Source organism: Micromonospora sp. NPDC005299 (genome assembly GCF_042872345.1).
In the GTDB taxonomy this organism is placed as follows: Bacteria; Actinomycetota; Actinomycetes; order Mycobacteriales; family Micromonosporaceae; genus Micromonospora.
Map to the genome: position 1 here is coordinate 283799 of NZ_JBIAKG010000002.1, position 12806 is coordinate 296604.

A 12806-nucleotide genomic window follows, 5' to 3' on the forward strand; every position below is an offset into this window, starting at 1 on the left:
CCTCGCCCCCGAGGGGTCAGGCGCCCTTCTCCGGGGTCGGGTCGCCCGGCGCCGGCCCGCTCCCGCCCGCCGGCTCGCCGGCGTCCGCGGCGCTGGACGTGGTGTCGCCCCGCTGCGCCGACGCCGGCCGTTGCCCGGGAGCGGGATGCGGGGCGGGCGGCTGCAGTAAGGGTTCGAGCGGGGTGAACTGCTCGACCGGGGAGTCCGGCCGGGGACCCCGCCGCTCGCCTTTCGCCCCGGCCTCCCGCTGGCGCGGCGGGTGGTCCTCCCGGAGCGCGTCCGGCATGCCGTCTTCCGGCACGGCACCGTCGTCTTCCGGCACGGCACCGTCGTCTTCCGGCACGGCACCGTCGTCTTCCGGCACGGCACCGTCGTCTTCCGGCACGGCACCGTCGTCCTGCGTCTTCGCCGCCCGGCGTTTCCGCTCTTCCTCGGCGTACTCCGCGCGCCGGCGCTCGAGGTCGCGCTTCCACTCCAGGGCGATGCGCTTGTCCCAGTACGGCCGGAGCAGTTTGCGGACCGGCTCGTCCAAATGGACGGAGACGTCCGGCTCGCAGGTGAACGTGACGTCGCCACGCTCGTATCCCCAGGGGAGGGCGTCGTTGCCGGTCATCGCACCCTCCAGCGCGATCGCCAGCTCGCGGGGGCGATCCGGCGGGATCTCCGCGGCGCACCGGATCGCGATGCGCTCCAGCCGTTGCATCGCCTGCGGCTGAAAGTAGTCGACGTACCAGCCGAAGAGTTCCGGCCGCGCGCTGCCGGAGGACCAGGTGAAGGTGGTGCGGACGACGAAGTGGTACACCTGCCCCTGTGCCGGCACCAGCAAGATCGGGGCGACCCGGCGGTCGACGAGTGTCGCGGGCGAGGACTCCGCCTGGTCCGGCCAGCGAAGCTGATTCAGGACGGGCCGGGCTACGGTCCACAGCTGCTCCGCCCTGCGCCGCGTGGTCGCCCAGAACGCCCGTGCGCGGGCGAGCCACCGCTCCCGCCGGTCCCGCGCCGGCTCCGGGCGGTCCGGCACCTGGCCGCTCGCCGGGGTTTCGCCGGTGTCGGCCGCTGGGCTGGTGTCGTCCGTCTCGCCGTCGTGGTCGCCGGGTGTCCCGGTCATCGCACCCCTCTCCGGTCGAGCAGCCGCGCGTCGCCCGGCCGTACGGGAGCGCGGCCGGTGTCGGTCGGGTGAGGGGTGCGGAGGCGCCCGTCGGCGCTTCCGCCGTCCCACGCTAACAAGTCGGCACGGCTGCGGACGGCAGCCGCGCGGGCGGCGGGGTGGGCCGAGGGGCGGCGGGGCTCCGTCGGGTTTGACCGCCGCGTGGGGGCGAAGGCGCATCGACCCTGCGCAGGCCGGCGAGCTGGACGAAGACCTCGCGCCGGTCGACCGCCTGGCCGCGCCGGTCGAGGACGTAGCCGGTCAGCCAGACCCAGCCGGTGTACGTCGGCCGGGGGCAGACCGAGACGACACGGAAGGTCAGGGCGCGGTCGCCCGCGAACTGCACCGAGGCGCGGCCGTCGATCCGCAGCAGGTCGCCGGGCTCGGGGCGCACCGCTACCAGTGGCCTTGGTCCGGCTGCCGGCACTCTCGGGCGTGTCGGGCCTGCCAGTCGTGCAACGCCCGCCGGAGCCGGCCGTTCTCCTCGCCGAGCAGACGTATCCACCGGTGGAGCTCGCTCAGCTCGTCGGCGACCAGGGCTGGAACTCGCGCACCTGATCGGGGTCGACGCCCCGGCGGCGTGGGTCGAACACGCGGATCCGCGCCTCGTGCGCGGTCAACCGGGCGGGGAGGCCGGTCCCGTGGAGCTGGCCGGATCGATATACCTGGGCCACGACGGTCCTTTCCGGGGTAGACGGTGGATCTGGAAGGGCGGGCCGTCCTCATGCCGGCCGGGGGCGGCCCACCCGCTCCGCCGCCGCAGCTTGCGTTCAGCGACACGACGGCGGAGCAGTCCGGTGGGTCGGGACGGGCAAGCGCACCCGCCCCGACCGGGGGATGAGCGGAACTCGTTGCCACGCGAGGACCGGCTCAGATTCAACATATCTAGACATGTCAGAAGAGTCAACGCTGCTTGTTAGGCGCGCCGCGGTGTGATCGAATCGGATCGCCACGCGAGGAGAGCCATGCGAGAAGTGCCGGATTACTGGCGCATCGCCGATGATGTAATCGCCGACGTCAGGTCCAGGAAGCTGAAGCCGGGGGACAAGTTGCCCTCGATTGCCGAGCTGCGTGACCGCTACGCGGTCAGCCACGGGACCGTACAGATGGCGTATGCCCGTCTCGAAGCTCTTCGGGTGATCCGGCGCCAGCAGGGCAAGGGCGTCTTCGTGACCGATCCGAAGACCTGGATGCGCGAACCCTGACGGTCCGGCGGCGTGACGGGTGGCCGACGGTATCGAAGGCGGCCGGCCAACTGCCCCGCATCTGCATCCACATGCATTGACATAGCGCAATCTGTGGATGTTCGGCCGGTGTCGACAGTCCTGATGAGCTGGTCGGATGGCAGGACGGACATCGCCGTTCGACGAAGGAGGGACCGTGCGCACACCATCGCGTGCGACGACGGGGGCCACCGCGCTGCTACTCGCGGCCGGGCTGGTCCTGACCGCAGGAGCTGGCGGCCAGGCGGCACCCCGCAACGAGATTCCGACCCAGGCGCCGCCCGGCCACCTGCCGGGCGACAGCCACGACAGCAAGGCCAAGGACAACCGGAAGGGACGGACGGCACCGACCGACCGTCAGCAGGACCGGGCCGCGGCGCTCGGCGCCCGGGTCCGCTGGACCGACTTCGGTACGCCCGCCATGCTCACCTCGACGGACCGGCCGCTCGCCACCGGCCTGCCCGCCGACCCGGCCGCCGCGGCACGGGCGTACGTGGCCGCGAACCGGGACGTGCTGGGGCTGACCGCCGAGGGCGCCGCCGCGCTGGAGCAGCTGACCGTCGCGCCGATGGGGGACGGCGCCACCGTGCTGTTCCGGCAGCGCTTCGGCGACCTGCCCGCCGCGGTCGACGGCATGCTGGCCGTCGGCGTCCGCGACGGGGTGGTCTGGCACGTCAGCTCGTCCCTGGCCCGCGACGGCGGGACGCCCGCCCCGGCCACGATCAGCGCCGACCAGGCACGGCGGGCCGCGGCGACCGACGCCGGCCTGACCGGGCCGACGTTCCTGCGTACCTCGCTGGTCGCGGTGCCGACCGCGGACCGGGGGCCGCGGGCGGCGTACGAGGTGGTTCTCGGCGCGGACGTCACCGGCGCGGACCCGGCGGCCTTCGCCACCTACGTGGACGCCCGCGACGGCAGCGTGCTGGTCCGCGAGGACCTGGTCGACCACGACGTGGACAACCCGTCGTGGGAGGTCTTCCCGAATTCCCCGTCAGTCGACAAGTCCTCCACCGACACCCGGGTGCGCTGGTGCGCCGGACCGGCGGCAGGCTGCGACGAGGTGGTCGGCGTGCCCGGGCACCCCGCGTGGGACGTGGACCCGGCAACCGGCGCGTCCACCACCACGACGAAGGGCAACAACGCGATCGCCGTGCAGAACTGGTTCAGCAACGACCCGTTCAGCGTGGGCACCGAGACGGCCACGCCGCGCCCGGACCGGACGTACGCGTATCCCTGGACCAACCAGTGGTACGAGCAGAAGTGCAGCCCGGACACCTTCACCTCGCCGCAGGCCAACGACATCGACGCGGCGCGGGCGAACCTGTTCGCCATGCACAACCGGATGCACGACTGGTCGTACCACCTGGGCTTCACCGAGGCGACCTGGAACATGCAGCGGGACAACCTCGGCGGCAGCGGGCTGGGCAACGACCCGGAGCAGGGCAACGCGCAGGCCGGCGGCGTCAGCGGCGGCCCGCCGACCTTCGCGGCCCGCAACAACGCCAACCAGATCACCCCGCCGGACGGCGTCGCCCCGACCACCAACATGTACCTGTGGCAGCCGAGCGCCGGCTCGTTCTACGCGCCCTGCGTCGACGGCGACTTCGACATGTCGGTCATCGCCCACGAGTACGGTCACGCCGTCAGCGGCCGCATGATCGCCGGGCCGAACGCCGGGGTCAGCTCACCGCAGGGGATGAGCGAGAGCTGGTCGGACCAGCTCGCCATGGAGTACCTCTACGAGCACGGGTACGCGGCGCCGGGCCGGAAGGGCTTCACCATCGGTGAGTACACCACCGGCGACCCGAACGCGGGCATCCGCAACTACAACATGAGCGACAGCCCGCTCAACTACAGCGCGATCGACTACGACTTCGTCGGCCTCCAGGTGCACGCCTCCGGTGAGGTCTGGAGCGCGACCAACGCCGACATCCGGGCGGCCATGATGGCCCGGTACGGCGCGGGCGACGCGGCCCTGCAGAAGTCCTGCGCCGACGGGGCGACGCCGGTGACCGCCTGCCCGGGCAACCGGCGCTGGATCCAGCTGGTCTTCGACTCGTTCCTGCTGATGGCGGTCAGCCAGGTCAGCATGGTCGACGCCCGGGACGCGATGCTCGCCGCGGACCGGATCCGCTTCGGCGGGGCCAACCAGGATCTGCTCTGGAACGCCTTCGCCGCCCGGGGTCTCGGTGAGACCGCCGCCAGCACGGGCAACGCCGACGTCAACCCGACGCCCGGCTTCACCTCCCCGTACGCGAACGAGGCGGTCTTGCGCTTCCGGCCGGTGGACGACGAGGTCGTGCCGGGGGCGCAGCTGTTCGTCGGCCGCTACCAGGCGCGCGCCGTGCCGGTCGCGGACACCGACGGGGCCACCCCGCTGACCGACGAGGTACGCCTCGTTCCGGGCACGTACGAGTTCGTGGCCCGGGCGCCGGGCTACGGGCACGTCCGGGTCGGCCCGGTGACCGTGAAGGCCGGCCAGGTCCGCGACCTGCCGGTCAAGCTGCGCCGCAACCTCGCCTCGACCGCCGCCGGCGCGACGGTCGGCGGGGACGGGATCAACCTGGCGCAGATCGCCGATGACGACGAGGCCACCAACTGGGCCTCGCTGGGCGCGCCGGTCGCCGGCCGGCAGGTCACCGTCGACCTGGCCGGTGGTACGCAGCAGGTCCGCCGGGTGCAGGTCAGCGCGATGCTGCGCCCGCCGGTGGCGGGCGACGCGGACGCCGGCACGCAGAGCCGGTTCTCCGCGCTACGCCAGTTCCGGGTCCTCGCCTGCACGGCGGGGGACGGCGTGAGCTGTGCCGACGCGGCGGACTACCGGGCCGTCTACACCAGCCCGGCGGACGCCTTCCCGTCGGTGGCGCCCCGGCCGCGGGCCCCGGAGCTGATCGTCCGGTCCTTCGACATCCCGCGGACCAAGGCCACCCACCTGCGGGTCGAGGTGCTGACCAACCAGTGCACCGGCGCGCCGGACTACGCCGGTGAGCAGGACGCCGATCCGCGGGCGGCGACCGACTGCGCCACCGCCAGCCCGCAGGCGCAGAACGTGCGGATCGCCGAGTTCCAGGCGTTCGCCCAGTAGGCGAGGGGGTGCGGGCGGGTGGCGCCCGCCCGCACCCCTTGCCAGGCATCGTCAGGCATCACTACATTCATCGGCGGGCGACCTTAAGATCGGCTGGGAGAGGTACGGCGGCGCGGCCGACACGCTCTGGTTCGACGACGTGGCGCTGGGCGCCACCCGGATCGGCTGCTGACCGGCCGGGCCGGGCGGACCGGCGGGGGCCCCCGGCCACGGTCGATCATCGAGCGTTCACCCGGCATTCGGGGCACGGTTGCCGGGTGGGGCTGTACGTCGGTCAGGATCACCGCCAGACTGGGCGCGATCGGACAACGACACCGATCGATATAGTCGCCCAGTTCGGGGAGGATCCCTTGACCACGCTCGCGACCTCGCTCCGCTCCACCGGCGCCCGCGTACGCCGGGCTCTCGGCGCGTGCGCCCTGCTCACCGCCATGGTCGCCGCCGCGCTCGTCGGCCCGCCGGCGGCCTCCACCCGGCTCGCCGAGCCGGCCCAGGCGGCCGTCTACAGCTCCTGCACGATGACCCGCTGCGCGGACGCCCGCACCGCGCGCTCGGGCTGGTCCGCCAAGAGCTTCCCCACCAGCCGCGGCTGGTACTCCTGGAGCGGCGGCCTGTGCAACTTCGCCGGCGGCCGGTTCTACAACTACGAGGGGCAACTCCCCACCACCGCCACCTACTACGAGTACGACGTCTACCCGCGCGCCTGCAACGCGGCCCGGGACGCGTACCGGATCGTGGTCAACAAGAGCACCGGGGCGACCTGGTTCTCGCCCGACCACTACGCCAACTTCTACCGGCTCTGACAGGCGTCGGGGCGGGTCGGGCCGGCGGGCCCGACCCGCGTCGACCGGAAAGGATCGACCGATGGGCGCAGCGTCCCCGCACCCGCCGGCCTGGCTCGTCCTCGACGCCGGGCCGGAGCCCGAGCCGGCCGGGGTCCCGGTCGCCGGGACGGCCGCCCGGACCCGGGCCGGCCTGTACGAGGCGCTGACCGACGCCCTGCCCCTGCCCGCCTGGTTCGGGCGCAACTGGGACGCCCTCGCTGACGTGCTGGCCGACCGGCTCGACGCCGGACCGCTGACCCTCGTCGTGCGGGACGCGGCGGACCTGCTCGCCGACGAGCCGCCCGCCCAGCTCGGCACCCTGCTCGACGTGCTCGGCGGGGTCGCCGCCGGCGGCCACCGGTCACTGCGCGTCGTGCTGCGTGACCACCCCGACCGGCTGCCCGCGCTGCGGGCCCGGATCACCGCCGCCCTGGGCGGCCGGGTCGGCGCCCCACCGCCGGACGCCGGCTGACCGGACGCCGGCAAGCTAGCGCCGGCTGACGGGACGCCGGCTGAGCGGGGCCGCCGGTCAGTTCGGCTGGTCGAGGATGGCGCTGAACCGCTCCTCGGCCAGGTCGAGCTGGGCGAAGATGTGCCGTTTCACCGGCGGCGACAGCGGCGTGTCCGGCCGGGCGATGAGGTCGCGGAAGACCGGCACCAGCGGCCGGTGCTTTGCCGCCGAGCGGGCCACCTTCGGGCCGACCGTGTGGATCACGCCCACCCCGTTGTCGGTGAAGTCCGACACCTTGATCACCCGGGCCCAGGGCTCCCGGTCGAGGCTCGCCGCCACGTGCTCCCGGTACTGGACGTGCCGGTCGCGCCCCGGGTCGTACGCCGGGTTGGTGACCGCGCCGACGAGCCGGGCGACCCGCGGGCCGAACCGCGCGGCCAGAGCGGCCAGCGCCGCCGGCGTCGGATCGCCGGCAGCGTCCGGGCCGGCCAGCTCCGCCGGGTGGTCCTCCACGGCGTCGTGCAGGAGGCCCGCGACGATCACGTCCACGTCCCGCACCTGGTAGTGGTGCATCATCCGGATGGCCACCCGGAGCAGGTGGTTCAGGTACGGCTCGCGCACGCGCCGGTCGTCGCGGTGCAGCTCGGCGGCGAGGTCGAGGGCGGCGGTGAGCCGCTCCCGGGCGGGTTCGTCGAACGCCTCGACCTCCAGCCGGAAGCGGGCCAGGAGGCCCGGCTCGCCGTGGATCTCGGTGATCGCGTGCATCGGCATGGTCGCCAGGTACGCCGGGAAATCCATGCGTCCCTTATAGCTGATCTTCACCAGGAACGGGCGTCCCCCGTCGGCCTCCCGACCGTGACGGTCAGCGCGCGGTCAGCCGCTTGACGAGACGGACCGTGGTGCCGTCCGGGGTGCCGACGATGCTCGCCTCGTCCATCATCCGGGTCATGATCAGCCGTCCCCGGCCCCGGTCGGTGTCGTCCCCGCCCGCGTCCGCCCGCCAGCCGCCGCGGTCGCGTACCTCGATCACCAGATGGTCGTCGCGCAGCTCGGCGCGGAGCGTGGTGATCCCCTCCGGCGCGAAGCGGTAGCCGTGCTCGATGGCGTTGGCGCAGGCCTCGCCGGTGGCGATCAGCACCGTCTCGACGTCCCAGTCGCTCATCCCGTGGGCGTGCAGCCAGCCCCGCAGCCGCTCGCGGGTGGGGGCCAGCCGCGCCGGGTCGGCGGGCAGGTCGACGGTGAACACCGGGGCCGTCCCGGCCGGGTCGTCGCCCGGCACCAGCCCGGCGGCTGTCCCACCCTCCACGTCCGGCCCCCCGTTCCGCGCGCCCGCCGGGCGTGGGCGCTCGCCGTCACCGTCCCGTCCTGTCCGTCATTGTCCCCGGTCGGGCCCGCCGGTATTCCTCGACCCGGCGGTTCCTTCCGGCCGTGTGTCCGGTGCCACCGGAGCCGGCGCGGCGCCGCCCGCTCGCGGGTCACAATCGGCGGGTGGACCGGGTGCTGGATGTGCTGGTGGCGCTGCCGCCCGCGCTGGTGCTGGCCCTTGTGTTCCTGCTGCCGGCGCTGGAGGCCTCGACCTTCCTCGGGCTGCTCGTGCCGGGGGAGATCGCCGTGCTGGTCGGCGGGGTGCTCGCCCACGAGGGGCGGCTGCCGCTCTGGGCGGTGATCCTCGCGGCGGTCGTCGGCGCGGCCGTCGGCGACCAGGTCGGCTACCTGGTGGGCCGCCGGTACGGCCGGCGCCTGCTGGCGCGCGTGCCGCAGCGGTTCGTCCGCTCCGGGGAGCTGGCGCGGGCGCTCGAGCTGATCCGCCGCCGGGGCTCGGCCGCCGTGGTGCTCGGCCGGTGGGCGGCGGCGCTGCGCGCCCTGGTTCCCGGGCTGGCCGGGATGAGCGGCATCCCGCGCCGCGCGTTCACCGTCGCGAACCTGGCCGGCGGCGCGCTCTGGGCGGTGACCGTGGCGCTGCTCGGCTACCTGGCCGGGGCGTCGTTCCGACTGCTGGAGCGGCGGCTCGGCTGGGGCGGCGAGGCGCTGCTCGCCCTGGTGGTGCTGGTGGTGGCGGTGCGGCTGGTCCGGGCCCGGCGGGCCGCCCGCCGCGAACGGGCGGACAGCGCCGAGCCCCGCTGATCGCCGGCCGGGCCGGCGCACCCGACGAGCGGGGAGCGCCGGCCCGGCGACGATGCCGGATCAGCCGCTGATCTTCCCGGTGCCGGCCCCCGCGGTCACGGTGGCCTTCACCGTGCTCGCCGCGTCGAGCGTGTACGCGTACGGGACCGCGGCCACGCTGCCGGCGGTCTGCGGCGCGCCCGAGTTGACGTAGAGGTTGTTCCGCTCGACCAGGTTGCCCGCCGGTGAGGAGCCCTCGCCGACGTGCGTCGGGTCGGTCATGTTCTCGAAGGAGTTCCCCTCGACCAGCGCCCCGGCGCCGCAGGTGGTGGCGATGCCGTAGCGCCGTCGCTGTGCCCGACCAGGGAGCACTTCACGTGGTCGTGCAGCCGGTTCCAGGAGACGGTGACGAAGTTCGACCCGTGGGTGACGTCGAGCAGCCCGTCGTAGTAGTCAGTGCCGCTGGTGGTGTCGCTGGACAGGTCGTTGTGGTCGATCCAGACGTTGGTGGAGTTGTCCAGGTGGATGGCGTCGCCGTTGCCGACGCCGGCGCGTACCTTGGCGATCCTCAGGTTGCGGACGACGATGTTGCGGGCGTCGCGCAGGTTGAGGCCGCAGCCGGTCAGGCCGGAGCCGGCGCCGACGCCGACGCCGATCACGGTCTTGTTCGAGCCGAGGTATTGCCCCGGCCGACAGCGGCGGGATAGGCGGGCTTCTGTCCGGAACGCCCGGACCCGGCCCTGCCGGGGTTTGCACTACCGTTGCGACGCCTCCCCGTCGGACAGCCCGATCTGGTAGGGCGGGACCGCCCACGGCACGCCCGACTCCGACGGCAGCGCGCCCGACGCGGCGGCCCGGCGCAGCACCGCGTCGACGCCCCGGATCACCCGCACCCGCTGTGGCCCGTCGCCCTCGGCGCGGACCAGCGGGCCACCGAGCAGGGTCGGCTCCGGCGCGTCCCGCAGCGCCGCCACGATCGCCGTGAACGGCGCGGTACGCGCCAGCGGCGCGATCAGCGGGACGCCCGCGGCCCGGTGGTCGAGCAGGTTCTCCAGCAGCCCGCGCCGCCCGGGCACCTCGCGCAGCGCCGGGTCGCCGGGCAGCCGCAGCTGGTCGGTCGGGTACTCCAGCACGGCCCGGCCCCGGTCGCCGGTGACGTGCACCTCGCCGGCGATGTGCTCCTCGCCGGCCAGGGTGACCGCGGCCAGCACCGGCGGGCCGGTCCGCGGCGTCACCCGCAGCACCGCGGTGTCGTCCACCTCGATGGGCCGCACCCGGTAGCGCTCCACCTCGATCCGGGCCGGCCGGACCGGCTCGCCGGTCACCTCCTCGGCGACGGCGAGGCACTGCATCACCGCGTGGGCGAGGGGGTTGGCCAGGGCCCCGTCGAGCGCCGGCCGGCCTTCGAGGCTCCGCCGGCCGGCCCACGGGGAGCGGGCGTAGTAGGCGTCGGGCCGCCGCCAGGACGCCACGGTGGCGACGGCCGTGACCGTGCCGAGCCGCCCGGCGGCCAGCGCGGCGGTCAGCGCGGCCAGGGCCGCCGAGCCGAGCGCCTGGAACCCGACCTGCACGGCCCGGCCGGCGTCCTCCGCCGCCGCGGCGAGGCGCCGGTGTTCGGCCAGGTCGAGCACCGGCGGCTTCTCCAGCAGCAGGTCCGCCCCGGCCGCGAGGGCGTCGAGGGCGATCGGCAGGTGGGTGTGCGGCGGGGTGCAGACCACCACCACGTCGGGGCGGACGGCGGCCAGCATGGCCCGGTGGTCGGTGAAGATCCCCGCCTCGGGCGGGACGGGGGCGGCCGGTTCGTCCTCCAGCGGGTGGACGTCGACCAGGCCGGCCAGGCGCGCCCGGCCGGTCGCGTGCAGCGGGGCGATGGCCCGGCGGTGCCAGCGGCCGTGCCCGTTCGCCCCGACCAGCGCCACCGTGGGCGGGTGCCCCGGACCCGCTCCGGCCTCGCCGCGCCGCGCGGCGCCGAGGCCGGTCATGCCGCACCGGCCAGGGTGGCCCGGACGCCGTGCCGTTCGAGGGTGCTCAGCCAGCCGGTCACGTCGGCCCGGACCTCGTCGTCGGCGGCCGGGTCGGCGGGGAAGACCTCGCGCAGCGCGAAGAGCGCGTCGACCACGGCGGTGCTGCGTGGGGCGACCCCGACGATGCCCCAGTCCCCGCCGGCCGCGCCGATCGCCGCCTCGGTGTGCACGGCCTGATGGGCGCGGCGGATCGCGCCCAGTCCGAGGTGGACGACGCCGGCCGGGACGGTGCCCGGGCGCAGTAGCGGCCGGCAATCGACGGGCAGCCGGCGCAGGGTGGCCAGGCCGAGGCGTTCGGTCCCGAGGGTCACCGCCACGCCGGTCCGTCCGGGAAGCGGAACTCGGCGATCGACTCGGGTCTCATGGTGCTGCTGTAGCCGGGGGCGGTGGGCAGCAGGTAACGGCCGCCGCGGGTGCGGACCGGGTCGGTGAAGTGCTCGTGCAGGTGGTCCACGTACTCGACCATGCGCCCGTCCAGGCTGGCGCCGACCCGGAGGAAGTCGAAGATCGCCAGGTGCTGGACGTACTCGCAGAGGCCGACGCCCCCGGCGTGCGGGCAGACCGGCACGCCGAACTTCGCCGCCATGAGCAGCTCGGCGAGGACCTCGTCGACCCCGCCGACCCGGCAGGCGTCGACCTGCATGACGCCGATCGCCTCGGCCTGGAGCAGCTGCTTGAAGATCACCCGGTTGGCGGCCACCTCGCCGGTGGCGACCCGGCACCGGCCGCCGGTCAGCTCGGCGACCGCGCGGGCGATCCGGGCGTGGCCGAGCACGTCGTCGGCGTGCGTCGGCTCCTCGATCCAGTACGGGTCGACCTCGGCCAGCGCGGTCATCGCGGTGATCGCCTGGTCGACGTCCCAGACCTGGTTGGCGTCCATCATGAGCAGCGCGTCCGGGCCGATCTCGGCGCGGATGACCCGGGCCCGGCGCAGGTCGTCGTCGAGCGGGCCGCCGACCTTCATCTTCATGGCCCGCCAGCCGTCGGCGTACGCGGCGCGGGTCAGCGCCCGGACCTTGTCGTCCGGGTAGCCGAGCCAGCCGACCGAGGTGGTGTACGAGGGGAAGCCGTCCCGCTCCAGCTGCGCGAGGCGGTCGGCGAGCCCGTCGCGTCCCTTGTCGAGGATGGTCGCGGCCTCGTCGGGCGTGAGCGCGTCGGTGATGTGGTGGAAGTCGACGGTGGCCACCAGGTCGTCGGTGGGGAGTTCGGCCAGGAACCGCCACATCGGCTTGCCGGCCAGCTTGGCGCGCAGGTCCCAGACGGCGTTGACCAGCGCACCGGCCGCCATGTGGATGACGCCCTTCTCGGGGCCGAGCCAGCGCAACTGCACGTCGGCGGTGAGCGAGCGCCAGAACGCCACCGGCTCGGCGGCGATCTCCGCGACGGTCCGCCCGCGGACGTGGTGGGCCAGGGCCCGCACGGCGGCGCAGGTGATCTCGTTGCCCCGGCCGTTGGTGAAGGTGAACCCGGCGCCGGTGGGGCCGCCGTCGGTGGTCAACTCGACGTACGTGGCCGAGTAGTCGCCCCGGTTGATCGCGTCCGAGCCGTCGCCGCTGGCGGCGGTGGGGAACCGGACGTCGTGCACGTGGACGTCGGTGATGGTGGTCATGAGCTCTCCTCGAACGTGAAGACCCGCTTCGGCAGGCGGTACGCCAGGTCCACGATGGTTTCGGCGGCCTCGTCGGCGGGCAGCCGGTGCTCGGCGACGAGGCGGGCCAGGAAGCCGGCGTCGACCCGGCGGGCCACGTCGTGCCGGACCGGAAAAAAGTAGAACGCGCAGGTGTCGTCGACGAACCAAGGCGTACAGCTCGCGGGCGAGGGCGCGCTGCCGGGATCGGCGGGCAGGAGCAGATCGCTGCGGGAGACGGTCGGCACGAGGGCGTGACTCCTCGGTCAGGGGAGGGTGAGCAGGTCGGCGATGCGGACGGGGGCACCGGTGTCCAGCGTGC

16 protein-coding genes and 1 pseudogene are annotated in these 12806 nt (G+C 74.5%); 6 read left to right on the top strand and 11 right to left on the bottom strand.

Features of this window, described 5'->3' with window-relative positions:
* Nucleotides 1–16: 16 nt before the first annotated feature.
* The 3 genes from ACFYPD_RS06660 to ACFYPD_RS06670 form a co-directional block, all read right to left on the bottom strand.
* Nucleotides 17–1108, bottom strand: a complete 1092-nt coding sequence (locus ACFYPD_RS06660; RefSeq protein WP_387109763.1) for a hypothetical protein — start codon at nucleotides 1106–1108, stop codon at nucleotides 17–19.
* Nucleotides 1109–1220: 112 nt separating this feature from the next.
* Complete coding sequence (locus tag ACFYPD_RS06665) at nucleotides 1221–1541, bottom strand: hypothetical protein (RefSeq protein ID WP_387109765.1); 321 nt, start codon at nucleotides 1539–1541, stop codon at nucleotides 1221–1223.
* Between the two features lie 124 nt (nucleotides 1542–1665).
* On the bottom strand, nucleotides 1666–1821 hold the full coding sequence (locus ACFYPD_RS06670) for a hypothetical protein (protein ID WP_387109766.1): 156 nt from the start codon (nucleotides 1819–1821) through the stop codon (nucleotides 1666–1668).
* A gap of 291 nt (nucleotides 1822–2112) precedes the next feature.
* Between ACFYPD_RS06670 and ACFYPD_RS06675 the strand changes: the two genes are divergently transcribed.
* The 5 genes from ACFYPD_RS06675 to ACFYPD_RS06695 all read left to right on the top strand — a co-directional run bounded on the left by ACFYPD_RS06675 (nucleotide 2113) and on the right by ACFYPD_RS06695 (nucleotide 6751).
* On the top strand, nucleotides 2113–2352 hold the full coding sequence (locus tag ACFYPD_RS06675) for a winged helix-turn-helix domain-containing protein (protein ID WP_387109767.1): 240 nt from the start codon (nucleotides 2113–2115) through the stop codon (nucleotides 2350–2352).
* Between the two features lie 175 nt (nucleotides 2353–2527).
* Complete coding sequence (locus ACFYPD_RS06680) at nucleotides 2528–5455, top strand: M36 family metallopeptidase (RefSeq protein WP_387109769.1); 2928 nt, start codon at nucleotides 2528–2530, stop codon at nucleotides 5453–5455.
* Nucleotides 5355–5627, top strand: a complete 273-nt coding sequence (locus ACFYPD_RS06685) for a hypothetical protein (protein WP_387109770.1) — start codon at nucleotides 5355–5357, stop codon at nucleotides 5625–5627. Before ACFYPD_RS06680 ends, ACFYPD_RS06685 begins: the two co-directional genes overlap by 101 nt.
* A gap of 259 nt (nucleotides 5628–5886) precedes the next feature.
* Nucleotides 5887–6258: a ribonuclease domain-containing protein gene (locus ACFYPD_RS06690; protein ID WP_387110592.1), complete on the top strand. Its 372-nt coding sequence runs from the start codon at nucleotides 5887–5889 to the stop codon at nucleotides 6256–6258.
* Between the two features lie 61 nt (nucleotides 6259–6319).
* Nucleotides 6320–6751: a barstar family protein gene (locus ACFYPD_RS06695; protein WP_387109771.1), complete on the top strand. Its 432-nt coding sequence runs from the start codon at nucleotides 6320–6322 to the stop codon at nucleotides 6749–6751.
* Between the two features lie 57 nt (nucleotides 6752–6808).
* Here ACFYPD_RS06695 and ACFYPD_RS06700 read toward each other — a convergent pair whose 3' ends face one another.
* Both ACFYPD_RS06700 and ACFYPD_RS06705 read right to left on the bottom strand, forming a co-directional pair.
* Nucleotides 6809–7528, bottom strand: a complete 720-nt coding sequence (locus ACFYPD_RS06700) for an HD domain-containing protein (protein WP_387109773.1) — start codon at nucleotides 7526–7528, stop codon at nucleotides 6809–6811.
* Between the two features lie 64 nt (nucleotides 7529–7592).
* Nucleotides 7593–8036, bottom strand: a complete 444-nt coding sequence (locus tag ACFYPD_RS06705) for an ATP-binding protein (protein WP_387109774.1) — start codon at nucleotides 8034–8036, stop codon at nucleotides 7593–7595.
* Nucleotides 8037–8218: 182 nt separating this feature from the next.
* On the opposite strand from ACFYPD_RS06705, the gene ACFYPD_RS06710 reads away from it, so the two are divergent.
* Nucleotides 8219–8854, top strand: coding sequence for a DedA family protein (locus tag ACFYPD_RS06710; protein ID WP_387109776.1), 636 nt, complete (start codon nucleotides 8219–8221; stop codon nucleotides 8852–8854).
* Nucleotides 8855–8914: 60 nt separating this feature from the next.
* On the opposite strand, the gene ACFYPD_RS06715 is transcribed toward ACFYPD_RS06710, so the two are convergent.
* The 6 genes and pseudogenes from ACFYPD_RS06715 to ACFYPD_RS06740 form a co-directional block, all read right to left on the bottom strand.
* Nucleotides 8915–9115, bottom strand: a complete 201-nt coding sequence (locus ACFYPD_RS06715; protein ID WP_387109778.1) for a hypothetical protein — start codon at nucleotides 9113–9115, stop codon at nucleotides 8915–8917.
* Entirely contained in the window at nucleotides 9112–9492 is a 381-nt protein-coding gene (locus tag ACFYPD_RS06720) for a hypothetical protein (protein WP_387109780.1), read from the bottom strand. The genes ACFYPD_RS06715 and ACFYPD_RS06720 overlap by 4 nt, the downstream gene beginning before the upstream one ends.
* Nucleotides 9493–9588: 96 nt before the next feature.
* Entirely contained in the window at nucleotides 9589–10815 is a 1227-nt protein-coding gene (locus tag ACFYPD_RS06725; protein ID WP_387109782.1) for a Gfo/Idh/MocA family protein, read from the bottom strand.
* Entirely contained in the window at nucleotides 10812–11168 is a 357-nt protein-coding gene (locus ACFYPD_RS06730) for a hypothetical protein (protein ID WP_387109784.1), read from the bottom strand. The genes ACFYPD_RS06725 and ACFYPD_RS06730 overlap by 4 nt, the downstream gene beginning before the upstream one ends.
* On the bottom strand, nucleotides 11165–12466 hold the full coding sequence (locus ACFYPD_RS06735) for an enolase C-terminal domain-like protein (protein WP_387109786.1): 1302 nt from the start codon (nucleotides 12464–12466) through the stop codon (nucleotides 11165–11167). Before ACFYPD_RS06735 ends, ACFYPD_RS06730 begins: the two co-directional genes overlap by 4 nt.
* Nucleotides 12463–12660: pseudogene (locus tag ACFYPD_RS06740) on the bottom strand (glucuronate isomerase); the annotation flags it as partial. The pseudogene ACFYPD_RS06740 and the gene ACFYPD_RS06735, both read right to left, overlap by 4 nt.
* Between the last annotated feature and the right edge of the window lie 146 nt (nucleotides 12661–12806).

Bases quoted from the DNA above. Each gene is read 5' to 3' on its own strand.
- ACFYPD_RS06715 (WP_387109778.1), bottom strand. From the start codon at position 9,115: ATGACCGACCCGACGCACGTCGGCGAGGGCTCCTCACCGGCGGGCAAC.
- ACFYPD_RS06675 (WP_387109767.1), top strand. From the start codon at position 2,113: ATGCGAGAAGTGCCGGATTACTGGCGCATCGCCGATGATGTAATCGCC.
- ACFYPD_RS06735 (WP_387109786.1), bottom strand. From the start codon at position 12,466: ATGACCACCATCACCGACGTCCACGTGCACGACGTCCGGTTCCCCACC.
- ACFYPD_RS06695 (WP_387109771.1), top strand. From the start codon at position 6,320: ATGGGCGCAGCGTCCCCGCACCCGCCGGCCTGGCTCGTCCTCGACGCC.
- ACFYPD_RS06700 (WP_387109773.1), bottom strand. From the start codon at position 7,528: ATGGATTTCCCGGCGTACCTGGCGACCATGCCGATGCACGCGATCACC.
- ACFYPD_RS06725 (WP_387109782.1), bottom strand. From the start codon at position 10,815: ATGACCGGCCTCGGCGCCGCGCGGCGCGGCGAGGCCGGAGCGGGTCCG.
- ACFYPD_RS06690 (WP_387110592.1), top strand. From the start codon at position 5,887: ATGGTCGCCGCCGCGCTCGTCGGCCCGCCGGCGGCCTCCACCCGGCTC.
- ACFYPD_RS06660 (WP_387109763.1), bottom strand. From the start codon at position 1,108: ATGACCGGGACACCCGGCGACCACGACGGCGAGACGGACGACACCAGC.